Genomic DNA, 14,569 nt, shown 5'->3' on the forward strand with positions numbered 1-14,569 from the left:
TGCGATTTGCACGTTTTGTTTGTGATTACAATGAAAAATTTGGAATACAAAGTGCTGAAGCGGAGGATATCTATAAAAAGGCCGAAGCCTTTCTTAAAAACAAAAAAGTCAATAAAATTGACATTCCAGAAGTTCGATACTTAAAGGGGCTAATCAGAAAAGGAGAAGCCCGAGCCACGGCTCACTTTGTAGGTTTGCCAGACGAACAAATTCATTTTATGGAGCTTCCTTTCTATGAAACGGGAACCATCGAGAAAAAACCCTTGGAAGAAGTTGATATTCAATTGACAATGGATTTGATCGAAAAAATAAAACCGCATCAAATTTATGCGGCTGGAGATTTGGCGGATCCGCACGGCACCCATAAAGTGTGTTTGGATGCTATTTTCGAATCCGTTAAACGACTCAAACCAAACGATTTCATGAACGATTGCTGGGTCTGGTTATACAGAGGAGCTTGGCAGGAATGGGGAATCGACGAGATTGAGATGGCCGTGCCGATGAGCCCGGATCAGGTATTGGAAAAAAGACAGGGAATATTCAAGCACCAATCCCAAAAGGATGGTGTGGTGTTTCAAGGATCGGATGCTAGGGAATTCTGGCAAAGAGCCGAAGACAGAAATAGAGAAACTGCCATGTTTTATCAACAACTAGGACTTGCCACTTATGCGGCTATGGAAGCTTTTGTTAGATGGGAATATTAAATTTCTTTTTATTTAAATATCAAAAAAGGGGCAAATTGCCCCTTTTTTATTGTATTTATCTACCAAAGTCATCCTGTAAACGAACAATATCTTCTTCATCTGAAGGATTTTCCGGATCTGTATGTTCCCAAATCTCGGCAACAACACCCCAAGAATCTAATCCAATTAAGCGATGACGCTCCCCTTTGTCCATTTGTATAAAAGTACCGGGTGCAAGCTCTTTAATTTCACCCTCTTCGTCTGTCATACTGGTCTTCACCCCTACTACACCCGACAATATTTCCCAGATTTCCGCTCTTCGAAAATGATATTGCCATGACAAACGTTTATGGGGGGCCACAACCAAAATTTTTGGACTTAACTTATTGGTAATTGTAATCGCATCCATCTCAAGATGTGGAAAAAATTTTGCTGCAAAAGCACCAGCCTGACTTTCATCAATTACAAAAAAACCTCCCCATGGTCTAGTCTGGTCTTGTTGAACAACTGTGAAATTTTCTTTTTTTAATGCTGCAGCAATTTGCTCAAAAACAGCACTTTTATCTAAATTATTTGAGATATTTAAATCCATTTTCTAGTTTTATTTTTAAAGTAAATATTCAATTTGGAATTTAAGTCTTCTAATTCCGGTTTCTGTAAATAATAAAATCGTTGGTTTTTAATTTAGTACTGCCCATTAAAATTTGTCCTCCTTTTGGAAGGCTTATTTTCTTTTCAGAACCAAAGTTTATCACGACCGTAATTTGATCGCCTTCAAAAGATCGGGTAAACAAAATTTGGTCGCTTTTATGCTCAAGTCTATTGTAAGCTCCATACTGCAGGGCTTTTTCATTATTCCTTAAGGCAATTAGCTTTTTATAGCGATTCAGAATTGAATTTTCTTTGTTCAATAACTCCTGAACATTGTTTTTTTTGTAATCAGAATTGATTTTAATCCAAGTTTTCTCTTTAGAAAATCCAGCGAAAGCATTTCCATTCCACTGCATCGGACTGCGTGATTTGTCCCGATTATGTTCATTCCCTTCCTTGAGTGCCTGATCGGGATTTTTACCTTTGGCAAGAGCCAATTCATAATGCGTTTTCCCTTGAATATCGACCATCTCTTTAAGATTTTTAGCAATGATATTGTGCATTCCTATTTCTTCTCCGTAATAAACAAAAGGAACTCCTTTGGCGGTAAGCATCAAAGCCGCTAATGCCAAAGCTCTGTTGGAATTTCCATCTGCCAATCGATCGATTATTCGAGGCATATCATGGCTTCCAAAAAACAAAGTTGGATAATTACTCATGTTTTTCTCCATGCTTTGCAACTCATCAAAAATACGTTTTGATGAAAATGTTTTGATGCTTCCAAAGTTGAAATTAAAAACCACATCCAACAAATCCTGAGATTGGTATTGTTTCAGGACTTCAATTTTATCACTTCCAATTTCTCCAACTATAAAACGATTGCTATACTCGTTCACAGTCGATTTTATCATTTGCATGGCATTTTTAACACCAGCTTGATCGATATCATTTATGTGTTGTTGTTGACCATCTTTAAAAGGATTGTCGTTTGTAATTCCGTCAGTGTTTAAAAAATTAATGACATCCAATCGAAATCCGTCCACACCGGTATCCAACCAATATCGGAGCACTTTTTGAACCTCAGCCACCACTTTTGGATTCGCCCAATTGAGATCGGCCATTCTTACATCAAACTTATGATAGTAATACTGATTCGTCTCCGCCTCTTTTTGCCAAGCGGTTCCTCCAAAAAATGATTCCCAATTGTTCGGTTTATCTTTCCAGATATAATAATCACGATAGGGATTGTCTTTTGATTTTCTAGATTCCTGAAACCACTTGCAATCGGTTGAAGTGTGATTCAAAACCATGTCCATTATCACTTTGATTCCTCTTTTATGTGCTTCTTTCAAAAAAACATCAAAATCGGCTTTGTTACCATAAGTGGGATCAACCTCATAATAATTGGCAATATCATAGCCATTGTCCACTTTTGGTGAAGTCAGGAAAGGAGTCAACCAAATACCCTTTATACCTAGCGATTGCAAGTAATCTAGCTTCGCAGTCATTCCTTTAAAATCACCATAGCCATCCCCATTGCTATCCGCATAACTCGGCATGTAAATTTGATAAAAAACAGATTCTTTCCACCATTTTTTTTCGGTGTTCTGTGCTTTTAAAGAACCCGAGTCAAACATAAAGAAAGAAAGGAGCACGATAAATATCAATTTAGATTGCATAGGCAACACTTTTAATTTTTCAGTTGAAAATTATAATCCACCACAACGCCGTTTACCAACATTTTTGAACCCGAATAAGTTATTTTCCCATTAGCAGGAACGATAACAATTACAGCAGAATTCAATGGTTTGATTTTTATTTTAGCGGAAGCAGAAACATTTTTTGCAACAAAAGTTCCAGAAACAGTATTGTATAAATTCACTTTTTTACCTTTTTCAATTTTTATAGATACCGTTTTGTCTGCAGTATATGGATTATAGTATAAAAATGAAGGATAGGCTTTGTCATGGAAAAAATCAGTGGCCAATAAATTCAACTGCAGAATTCCATCAACATCAGTTGTCTTGATAATACTGCCAAAGATTCCCACATGGGCACTACCATACACGCTCAATTGAGATTCTTCGGGATTTTTCCCTGGAACCCAAAGCGGTCCGTCTCCTTGCGCAACGGGAGCTGGTACATAGCTGTATTTATCGTAATTCGATTTTTTAATCATTCCTTCATAAGCAATTACCCCTTTTCCGGCTTCTGCTAATTGCGGAATTGTTTCGTGCTCATCCGGCATGTATTTTGGATAAAAAAATCGAGATGCATTTGCTGCGTTCAACATCCATTTCCCGATAGCCGAGGCATACGATTGATTGTATCGTACCATTGGCACCAACGGCCAGGCCATGTCATAGGTATTCATCAAAAAACCATAGCCACCATGATCCACCGTACTTCCTACGATTCCTGAAATATCAAACCCATTCCAGTTCCCTACCAATACTCCCCAGCCCTCACGGCATACAGCCGTTCCGTCAAAAGTCCAACCCAACATTTTATCGGTATCATAATGCGTTCCTTCTTCGGCATTCATTTTTGCTGATAAATATGCTCCAAACGGCATTAATAATTCATACGTTGGATTTATCTTTTGCGATTCTAATGCAGTCAAGGCACTTTTTGCTCCTTTTAAATATTTTGGATCTCCAAATTTTTTATAGGCGCAATATAAAACCCAAGCATGTCCGGCGGCGGCATCAGGTTGTGCACAAATGGTATTTTTCATGGGTTTCATTTTGGCGTAATCAAAATAGGAATAATCATAATTGCCATTCAAAACCACATCCGCCTCATAAAATTTATTGGCAATTTTTCTAGCCATTTTTTCCAATCCCGGTTCGTTTGGGTATTTGTCATATATCGCATAAAACAATAAATTTGGATACACATCGTACCACCAGTCACGTCCATAACCACCACCCAATAAAGCTACTTCGGGGCAGGTGTTATTCATCATTATATCCCAACTGGTTTCGCTGTTGAAATAATTTTTGGTCATTCCAACATAATTCAGTTTCTGCTGATTTCTTTTGTCAATCCCTACCAAACTAGCGCCCAATGTAGCTCCCATAGTGGCCAGCGCTTCATGAAACATTCCTTTATTGTTCGTTCCTTGACGCACATCTGCCATAGCGGTATATAATCCCACTACTTCTTGCGGGTAATTTTTTCGGCTATTGTCTTTCCAAACTAAAGGCCAATATTTGCCTTTTGCATTAAAATCGAAAACTGTTTTATCAAAATCAAGTGCCAGTTTTTTATAATCAATGATTTCCAAATGAGCAGGAACATTAGGCATTTGTTCTACACGGGTTATCTTTTTTTGTACTGTCTGTGCTTCTATGCTGTGGCTGAAAAATAACAGCGCCACAATAGTAATTTTAAAATAAGTTTTCATCATTAGATTGAAGGTTTTAGATTAACGATTTTTGATTCTTGATTGTTGACTTTAGAAGAAGAAAAAAATAGACTGTTTTAAATTACACCCTACTCCTACTACATCTTAAATCGTTAATTTTACATCAAAAATCTCAAATCATTTTTTAAACAATATGTTCTGCCACGTGATCTAGAATTTTAGGATCAATAAATTTAGGTTCCTCTTTCTCTGGAGAAAGTATATTCCCTTCGGCAATAATCTTTTTACTAATATAAATCGAACATAATTGCAGAAGCGCAATAATACCAATAGCATAACGCAAAGCAAAATCTTCGGAAAGGGTATAATATAAAACCAAGAATGTTCCGGCTCCACAAAGTCTACCGACATACAAACCCGCTTCGTGATTTAATATATAGGTAAATTCTCCTCTTTTTTCGATATGTGAAACAATATCAATAACTCTCAACTGAATAGGGAAATAAGCTAAATCCATTAATGGTTTGGCAATCAACAATAACAACAAGAATATGATTACCCCTGTTTTATTATAAAAGAATCCATTCAGACAAGCGCCAAGAGCAAAAAGTATAAGTCCTACTGCGAATATTTTTATTCTGTCTGATGGTTTAGAAAAACGGCCAATAAGGTAAATAACGATGGCGGCCAATACAGCTCCTATCGATTGTGCATTCCCCAATGCACCTTCTTCTCCCAATAATTTAAAAATAAGCATCGCTGGTGCAGTTACCAAAAATCCTTGTGCCAAACCTTTGAACGTAGCCAAAGATAATAGTTTATACCATAATGGATGAAACTTGAAAAAGATATATTGTTTCTGTACCGGGTTTTCAAATTTACCTCTAAAACAAACTATCGAAGCAACAATTGTAATAAGAAAAACAATTCCTGTAATAATAATGTAGGCGTCGTGTTTCTCAGCATCCCCTGTTTTAGATTGAATAAACCAACCAATCGTGGCAGGGATTACAATCGCAATTATAGTATAAAAAAAAGTCTCTAGACCGTAATAATAGTTTCGGTTTTTGTCATTTGTAATGGCTAATGCCAAATAATCCCTGTTGGACCAATATAAACCGAAGGACATTCCCATGGTTATCCCAGCGATTCCAATTCCGGTTAAATCCAATATCTTGAACGACATCATGATAATCATGGCAACACCACTAAGCATCATTCCTGTTGAATATAATTTTCGAATGTTAAAATGCTTCAACAAAAAACCATTCAATAAAAAGGTAAGCGGAATTCCTGTATAAATAGCCAATTGATAAATAACGACTTTGGAGGTGTCATTGGAGTTTCTCATGATATAGGCTGCCACAAAAATATCAATTACAGGCAAAACCAGAGCATAAACCAAGTTGGTGAAAATTAAGATCCGAAAATTACGGGTCTGACTTTGAAAATGATCGATTTCAGTTTGGATTTTTTTAAACATGGCTAAATTTTAAAAGTGAACAGATTTCTTTGATTGAAAATTTAGCACCACACACAAACTCATCTGAAGCACCATAATAAATTGTAATGGTATCTCCGTCCGGTTCTACAATGTGACCGTTTGTGAATACTACATTCCCAAAGAAACCGCTTAATTCGTATTCTTCTGTAGGAATCATAATAGGTAATTCTGTTTGGGCAATTACTTTTGAAGGATCTTCTAAGTCCATTAAGAATGCACCCAAACAATACTGATGATTTTCATTGGCACCATGATAAATTGACAACCATCCCTTTTCTGTTTTTATTGGAGCAGCACCGGCGCCAACTCTTTTGCTGTCCCAAAGCCCTTTTCTGGTTTTGATAATGCATTTATGATTTCCCCAGTGCAACCCGTCCGGTGATGAGGCAATCCAGATATAGTTTCCGCCTATATCCACACTGCTAGGGCGATGAAGAGCATAGAACAGACCGTTTATTTTTTCTTCAAAAATGGCACAATCTTTATTGTGAGCCGGCAAAATCATTCCGTGTTTCTCAAATGTTTTCCAATCTGTGGTCGTGCGTAACCCTACTCCAACCCCATTGTCTGAAACTGATGTAAAAGTTAAATAGTATTTTCCGTCGATTAATGCCACTCTGCAATCTTCGATTCCAAAAGTTTCAAGCATTCCCTCACCAACTAAAAGAGGATAACCTTTTGGTTCGTAAAAATTGATTCCATCTTCGCTGCACAGCAATCTTAAATGAGAAAGTGTCGTAAGATAATCAACGCCTTTATAGTTAATTACCCTGGCATCGGTAGCGATTAACTCGGGATCGTTGGTAGGAATTTCAATAATTTCGGTGCCGGTTTCGGTAAGAATGGGAAAAGAAATCACTCCTTCTTTTTGTTCGGGTCTCTCGGCAACTCTTACCAATAGCCAAGTTTTACCTTCGTATTGAAATACACCTGGATTTAACAAACAAGTAATTTGCAAGCCATCGGTACTCGCCGGCAAATCCTTTGGTGATAATAATGGGTTTTGTTCGAATCGTTTTGCTATGTCTTTCATTCTTTTCAATTTTAGTTTTTTATTTTTTACATCTTAGTTTTTAAAGTCTGGATCCATCTTTGGTGTTCTGCTGCCTATAACTTCATCTGCCATCAGAATGAATACATTCCAGCACAGACCTCTCGTTGAAGGCCACCATGAATCGGTTGTTGTCCATTTTGTTGGTATAAATTCTTTGCTGTAAGGCCATTGTGGATTGAGATTAATCTCGGCCCAAGCTCTATTCTCCATCATTTTTTGGGCATTCTTCCATCCATGTTTTGCTCCGACTACATAAGCACAATATTCAGCACGAAACCAACTTCCTCCATTGTAATATATCCCGTCATTAGCCCCTCCAACATAATTTGATTTTCCAAATTCACCAAAAGGCTGGTAATCGGTATTCATAAACGAATATCCTTTTTTATCTTTAGTCAATTGAATAATTAAAGGTGCCGTTGTACCGTATTCCGGATGGGGAGAATTGGGCACTTTATTGAGCAATGGAATTTGGTTCAAATGATTTACGACCATTTCATCTGTCAAAATAGTACGTTTGAACAACCAAAGAGAATAGAATTCTGGCTCTAAATCAGTTATTGCTATAATGTCTGGGAATTGTTTGTCGTATAAAAGGTGTTTTCTTTTTACATCATAAAAATTACGGTATTCTGCTTCTGCTTTTTCAATATAGGAATCAGATATTTCATAACCCAATTCTTTGATGGTTCGCAGAGCAATCGCCAGCATTCCTTGATTGACGGCAAGTCTGTCCGTTTTTGGATTAAAATCAAGAACATCCACCTGGCACAAAGGGAAATGCGATTTACATTTTCCGTCTCTGTCATCGTCAAACTCATTCAAAACAAAATCGACAGCTTTCTGAATTTTATCTTTTGGCAATTCAACACCAAAACGTCTCTTATTCATCATAGCCCAAATCAGAAATTGAATGGTGGCCTCGTTGTCTTTCACTTCAATCGAACCCATATAAGGCGTGATGATGGTACCAACAGCTCCTTTTTGATTTTGGGTTTGCGCCCATTTATTCCAAATAGATAGATTCAGTTCCCTATTATAACTCGACACTATCGAAAAGAAAGAATCTCTATTGTACATATCCGGCGAATAGTTCATATTCGGAACATTGAAAGGCGAAAAATCGTCAATCGAAGTAATCCAAGTAAGCATATTAAAATTGGCATACATCATTTTTTCTATTTGCGATCCTTCAAATTTTTTGGCTTCTGCCAAACGGGTTTGAGAAGAAATAACAAAATCATGATGATTGGTAAAAGGTTCAACAAAAATGTACGTTGTTTTTGTTACGGTTTCTCCAATAGCTATTTTATTATAAGGTTCTATTGCTGGTTCATGTGCTACAATCTGCAGGTTCTTTATCTGAAGTGAACAGTCTTTTGCATCATTTGCTCCAATAAACAACGAAACGCTGTCATTTTCAATATAAGGAACCAAAATACTTCCTTTGAAAAGTGTCCACTCCTTTTCTTGAGTGGGAAACTTATCGATGTATTTTATTCCGTTTTCTAATTCAACTGTTTTCTTACCGTTTTTGATTCTGAACAATTTTAATGCAAGTGGCGTAGATCCTTTAGAAAGGAATGAAACCGTATATATTTTTTGATCTTTGAAAGGAGCAATCATTTCAAAACCAGATTGCTCATTTGAATTAATATTTAATTTATAAATACTATCATTTTTACTAATTTCAACTGAACCAACTTTCTTATATTGATTATTGAGTTGTAATTTTAGTTCTTTTCCCGAATCTAAATTATAAAGTTCACCAAAGCTTTGTTTGATATAATTTTGATTTCCAGCTCTTTCCTCTAAAGTTGCCACAGACACTAAATTTGGGTCTGGAAGTTTTCTCATCCCGACAAATCCACCACCGTGACCATTAAAGCGTCTTCGGGTTGTTCTTGTATAATGATTTTTATAACCTGCGTCCATCAAGAAACCAACTACCAGATTATCTGGCGTTACAAATCCTGCTGAAGGAAACATTTCATGCGCAAAGCCTCCCTGAAAATTATCATATTCAAAGGTTACGTATTTTGAAGGTGTTTGTGCGGGTTTTGACGTTTCGATCAAAGTGTAATATATAATTGGCATCCCTGTTTGAGTAATGTCGATGCTCTTTTTTACTATATTTTTATTGATAACTTCATACGAAACGGTAACCGAAATATTCAAATCAAAGTCTGCTAGATAGGTTTTTCGGGTTAGTTCTACAGTATTTGAATCCCCCTTCCACTCTGCTCCCGTCCAATTCTTTATACTGGTTTTTTCACTGAAATCAGTATTAGCCAAATCAATCGAAAACTCTTCTGTATTATTAACCAAAAGCTGATTTCCATTATAAACAGCAACATTATAACCTTGTATATCATCGCCTACAACTTTTAAATTAATATTCTGGCTTGACGAAATCGTTCCGACAAAACAGAATAGTAAAATAGAAAGGGTATTTAAAAATTTACACATAGTAAAATGTTTTATTATTTATTAGGCTAATCAGAGCTCTACATTATAGCTTGATTCGTCTTTGTTAGATGGGTATTTTGTCTTATTAAAAAAGAGAAGCAGCAATTTTTTTAATTGCAACTGCTGCTTCTCATAACTAACATATTTAAATTACCAAATTCATTTAAACTAACAATTTAATATCCAGGATTTTGCTTTAAAAGTCCTGCCGAAGCATCCACTTCTGATTGAGGAATAGGATACAACATATGTTTGTCTTGGAAATTTTTGCCATGTGCAGTCATCACTTGTTTAGCAATCCCCCATCTTTTTAAATCAGGCATTCTTTGATTTTCAAAACCAAGTTCAGCTCTTCTTTCAGAAATCAACCAATTTTTAATGGTCGCTTTATCTGTAGATGCACCTCTGTCTGGCAGTGTTCCTGCAGGTACAGGAGTTCCGTCAACAGTAACTGTGTTTCTGGCTCTTGTTCTAATTTGGTTTATGATACTAATAGCACCTGAATAATCACCCGTTTCGTTAAGTGCTTCTGCTTTCCAAAGCAAAACATCGGCATAACGAATAAGTACTTTGTTGTTTGACGCATCATCATCTCCTTTATTGCTGCCATCTGTGGTTCCTAAAAGTTTATTAACCCATTGTTGAGGTGCATTCACGGTATATAATTTTCTAGGGTCATTAGACTCAAATGAAGCCAAGAAATCATCACTTGGAGCAAAGAATCCCCATCCAAGAGGAGCACAAATTCCATTTCCTTTTCTTGGATCTGCTTGCTTAACGTGATTATAAGAGAAGATAACTTCGTTGTCTGCATATTCAGTACTGAAATTATCAAAATAATTGGCATCCAAACTAAAAAAACCAGTAGCTTCCAATTCTGACACTAATGTAGTTACACCCGTCCAATCCTTATTGTATAAAGCAGTTTTGGCAAGAAGTGCAATGGCTGCTCCTTTAGAAACTCTCCATTTTTCTGTATCGGATCCGTATTTTGAATTGGGTAAAAGTGATTTTGCTTTTTCCAAGTCCGTTTTAATTTGACTCCATACCGTTTCTTTTGGTGCTCTTACTGCCAAATCAAAAGCTTCTTGATATGTTTTTACAGGTGAAAGAAGTAAAGGCACATCTCCAAAATTAGTCACCAACGAAAAATAATAGTACGAACGTAAAAAATAAGCTTCACCAATCAATTGATTTTTTCTTTCGGTTGTGATTCCGGTAATTTTCTCAATATCTTCATTTAATAGAAAACTTAATGCAATATTGGTTCTTTTTATCCCTTCGTAATCGTATTTCCAAAGTCCATTTGGCCCTCCATTTGTCGAAGTAAAAGTAAAGTTGTTAATCTCATCCATCCAAGGCTGATCTCCATCGGGAGACCATTTTTTCTCCATATCATCGGATGCGATATCATCTATTACAATATCATTTTGAAACACCAAACCACCATTCCAATCCCATTCGGCCAACTGGTTCAATTTATTGGATAACATATCATAAGACGATGTTACTGAACTTTCTACAGAAGCTAATGTTGGTTTAGAATTCGCCTGTTCCAAAGTTAATGCACCTACAGGTTCTGTGGTAAGTTCATCTTGGCAACTTGTTAATGACGCTAGCGAAATCATAATCGCTGTTATATATGTATATTTCATGGTTCGCTTATTAAATTTTAAATTTTAAACCTATTAGGATTGAAGTAGATTGAGGATAAGTTCCTTGATCTATGAAAGAAGTCGATTCTGGATCCAAACCAGTATAGTTCGTGAAAGTCAACAAATTTTGACCTGATACATACATTCTTAAATACGTATCACCTATGATTTTTGGATCAAAAGTATAACCGATCTCAAGATTTTTTAATCGTAAATACGACGCATCTTCAACAAAAACGCTGGAAACTTGGCTTCCTCCATTATCATTAAGTGTATTACGTGGAGTGGTATTACTTGTTCCTTCTCCATTCCATGCTCCCAATACTGCAGTAGTAGAATTGAAAGGACGGCTATCATAATCCAAAATTTGTTTTAAATCGTTGTAACGATCTACACCTGAAACCCCTTGGAAAAGGAATGACATATCAAATCTTTTATATTCGGCATTAAATGAGAAACCGTATGTTACTTTTGGTATTGAACTTCCAATGAACGTTCTGTCATCAGCATTAATTTGACCATCTCCATTTAAATCTTTAAACTTAATATCACCCGGTTTTGCTCCGTTTTCATTAGAGAATAAAGTAGAAGACACTTCGGCAGCATTTTGATAAATTCCATCAAATTGTAGTCCGTAATACGAACTGATAGGTTGTCCAACTACCGTTTTAGTATGGGTCTTGTCATCAACAATCTCCGTAACATATTGCTGAAGTTGCTCCACATTATTTTTTAGTGTGGCAATGTTTGCATTGATTCCGTATTTAAAATCGTGGTCGTTATTTTGGAAATTAGCTCCAAATTCAAAACCTTTATTAGTTACTACACCTGCATTAACATAAGTTCTGTTAATTTGACCAACGGTAGATGACGGTAAGCCTACAGTCAATAAAATATCATCTGTTTTTTTATCAAAATAATCTGCTGAGAAAGTCAGTTTATTATCCAATACACTCAAATCAGCACCAAAGTTAGTTTGTGTAGTAGTTTCCCATTTTAAATCTGGATTACCGTAACGAACTATATTCACGATACCGCCTGTTTCGGTAACAAGAGTTTCATAGGCATTATTAGGGATTTCTTGATTACCTGATTGTCCCCAACTGGCTCTCCATTTTAAATTAGAAATCCATTTTGCATTTTCCATGAATTTTTCTTTAGACATTACCCATCCTCCAGAAACAGAAGGGAAATAACCCCATTTGTTGTTAGGTCCAAAACGAGAAGAACCGTCAGCTCTTATGGTACCTGAAACTAAATATTTATTGTCATATCCATAATTAGCAGATCCAAAGAAAGAAATAAGATTCCAACTTTCTGCAGATCCTGAACTGTGTTTATTGACATCGCTTCCATAATCAAGATAACGGAAAGGATCAGTGGTATTATTATAATTTTGTCTGCTTCCACCTACTGCAGACTGGTCGTATGATACAGTTTCAGATCCTAATAATGCACTAATACTGTGTTTGTCAGCAATAGTTTTAGTGTAATTCAAAGTATTTGCAAAAGTAAACGTAGTCGCTTCGCCTCTATTTTCATTCAAGCTTGAAGGTCTATTTTGCCTACCTTGTCCAGGATACGTTTCATTTGCACTATTGTCGTTATCATCTCCAAAATTTTCTCCAAAAGCTTTGTTATGATCGAAAGTGATTTCAGCTCCCAAATTACTTTTGAATTTCAACGATTTGTCCGCTAAGAAAGCATATTCTCCATATACATTTCCAAAAGTTTTAAAAGCAGAACGTACGTCATCTGTAAAATGAACTATAGCAAGTGGATTTGACGTAAATTCATAATTTTGACTCCAGCCTCCATTAGGATTGTTATTCAAATAGAAAGGCAAATCGGTGTAAGGATCATTTGCTTTATAAGTTGGATCATTTACATCTTTATAAACTCCTAAAACCGATGGACGCAATAAAGCATGTCTAATTACCCCGGGAGCGTCTCCACTTGATGACATTTTATCTTGTCTAGTACTAGTTATCTGAAGGTTTGTTCCAACTTTGAAACGATCTGTAACTTCGGTATTAATATTGGTTCTAAAATTAATACGTCTGTAGGTGTCATTGTCACCAACCACTATACCATCCTGTCCAAAATAACCACCAGATATTAAATATTGCGTTTTCTCTGAACCTCCACTAACCGAAAGCTGTAAATTATTAGTTCTTCCAGAAGTAAATAATTGGTCCAACCAATTGGTATCCGATAATGGTATTCCATTAACGTTTCCGTTAGTTTGATCTGTTTTATATGGGCTAATTGCCCCAGCCGGATTATTATTAGAATTATGCCAAGCCTGATCCATTACTGTCAAATACTGATTAGCATTTAGCATTTTAGGAAGATTTGTGGCAAAACTGGTTCCAGAGTAATATTCTACATCAATATTCGATTTCCCTTTAGAACCACTTTTAGTAGTAAGAATTACAACTCCACCAGCAGATCTAGAACCGTAAATAGCAGTAGCTGCAGCATCTTTTAATACAGTCATCGATTTTACGTCAGACATATTCAAGAAAGAAATATCACGGGTTGCAACACCATCAACAACATAAAGTACGTCGTTGTTTCCTAGTGTGCTTTCCCCCCTAATACGTATTTTAAGTCCGTCTCCAGGAGCACCTGTATTAGCAGAAACAGAAACACCTGCAACTTGTCCCTGTAAAGCCTGACCTACATCGGATACTTTTGTTTTAGCCAATTCACCCATGTTTACTTGCGATACAGCACCTGTTATGGATTGCTTTTTTAGACTGGAATATCCCACAACAATTACTTCGTCTAATTTTTGTGAGTCGCTTTCTAATTTGGCATTCACTACAGTTTGTCCATTAACTGCAATTTCTCTGTTTTTGTATCCAATATAACTAAATACCAAAACAGCATCAGCACTTACATTATTTAAACTATAGTTTCCATCAAAATCTGTTGAAGTGCTTAAGGACGTTCCTTTTACAACAACATTCACCTGCGGTATTGGACCGCTGCTATCTGAAACGTTCCCTTTTACTGATTGAGCATGCATTATGCTTCCTGATAATATTATTCCAAACAGGAACAAATTATAAATAATTTTCTTTCTCATCATAAGGAATTATTAAATTGATTACTAATTCGAGTTAAATTTTTCATGTTAATAAAAATTAGGTTGATTAAATGCGTTAATAGTTTTTTTTATACTCAAAAAACGATTTCGTAAATTTATCCTGTAGACACAAAAAAAGGTGTACACTA

General features: G+C 36.1%; 8 protein-coding genes and 1 pseudogene. 1 reads left to right on the forward strand and 8 read right to left on the reverse strand.

Translation table 11 applies throughout. The annotated features are described in order from the left end of the window. Positions 1–704 (forward strand): annotated as a pseudogene (locus tag DOS84_RS02635) (PIG-L family deacetylase); the annotation flags it as partial. A gap of 55 nt (positions 705–759) precedes the next feature. On the opposite strand, the gene DOS84_RS02640 reads toward DOS84_RS02635, so the two are convergent. From DOS84_RS02640 to DOS84_RS02675, 8 genes are all read right to left on the reverse strand, one after another. Beyond that, complete coding sequence (locus DOS84_RS02640; protein WP_111408573.1) at positions 760–1,275, reverse strand: cupin domain-containing protein; 516 nt, start codon at positions 1,273–1,275, stop codon at positions 760–762. A 49-nt stretch (positions 1,276–1,324) separates the two neighbouring features. Beyond that, entirely contained in the window at positions 1,325–2,953 is a 1,629-nt protein-coding gene (locus DOS84_RS02645) for an alpha-amylase family glycosyl hydrolase (RefSeq protein ID WP_243636307.1), read from the reverse strand. A gap of 11 nt (positions 2,954–2,964) precedes the next feature. Then, the gene (locus DOS84_RS02650; protein ID WP_243636308.1) at positions 2,965–4,686 is read right to left on the reverse strand and encodes a glycoside hydrolase family protein; all 1,722 of its coding nucleotides are present in this window, start codon (positions 4,684–4,686) and stop codon (positions 2,965–2,967) included. A 142-nt stretch (positions 4,687–4,828) separates the two neighbouring features. Beyond that, positions 4,829–6,127, reverse strand: coding sequence for an MFS transporter (locus DOS84_RS02655; RefSeq protein ID WP_111408576.1), 1,299 nt, complete (start codon positions 6,125–6,127; stop codon positions 4,829–4,831). Continuing rightward, a complete protein-coding gene (locus DOS84_RS02660; RefSeq protein WP_111408577.1) occupies positions 6,120–7,181 on the reverse strand; it encodes a glycoside hydrolase family 130 protein in 1,062 nt (353 codons plus the stop codon). The genes DOS84_RS02655 and DOS84_RS02660 overlap by 8 nt, the downstream gene beginning before the upstream one ends. A 33-nt stretch (positions 7,182–7,214) precedes the next feature. Continuing rightward, a complete protein-coding gene (locus tag DOS84_RS02665; RefSeq protein WP_207802019.1) occupies positions 7,215–9,671 on the reverse strand; it encodes a hypothetical protein in 2,457 nt (818 codons plus the stop codon). Between the two features lie 176 nt (positions 9,672–9,847). After that, the gene (locus DOS84_RS02670; RefSeq protein ID WP_165830385.1) at positions 9,848–11,326 is read right to left on the reverse strand and encodes a RagB/SusD family nutrient uptake outer membrane protein; all 1,479 of its coding nucleotides are present in this window, start codon (positions 11,324–11,326) and stop codon (positions 9,848–9,850) included. A 10-nt stretch (positions 11,327–11,336) separates the two neighbouring features. Next, the gene (locus DOS84_RS02675; RefSeq protein ID WP_111408579.1) at positions 11,337–14,423 is read right to left on the reverse strand and encodes a SusC/RagA family TonB-linked outer membrane protein; all 3,087 of its coding nucleotides are present in this window, start codon (positions 14,421–14,423) and stop codon (positions 11,337–11,339) included. Positions 14,424–14,569 lie beyond the last annotated feature (146 nt).

The sequence above is a fragment of the Flavobacterium aquariorum genome (genome assembly GCF_003254745.1).
GTDB lineage: Bacteria > Bacteroidota > Bacteroidia > Flavobacteriales > Flavobacteriaceae > Flavobacterium > Flavobacterium aquariorum.